Genomic DNA, 267 nt, shown 5'->3' on the forward strand with positions numbered 1-267 from the left:
GGTATAGCCCATTCCGATAAATAAATCTTCAATGTCTTCGACAACTATCGTTAATGGATGTCTTGCCCCTATTTTGATTGGACTTGCCGGCAAAGTAACATCGATCGTTTGAGAAGCAAGTTTTTTCTTTACTTCTTCTGCTTCAAGCTGTTCATTTTTTTCAGCAATGGGACCAGCAATCTGCTCTCTTACTTCGTTTGCGAGTGCACCCATTTTTGGTCTTTCTTCCGCGGAGAGCTTGCCCATTCCGCGAAGTACTTCTGTAAT

The 267-nt window shown here is 42.3% G+C and carries 1 protein-coding gene; it reads right to left on the reverse strand.

What is annotated here, in order from left to right; genetic code table 11:
- Positions 1-267 (reverse strand): tRNA ligase subunit PheS family protein (locus AC0IXA_RS27550; RefSeq protein ID WP_471814921.1); only part of this gene is annotated, 267 nt, incomplete at its 3' end.

The sequence above is a fragment of the Pseudomonas sp. AC083 genome (genome assembly GCF_979253165.1).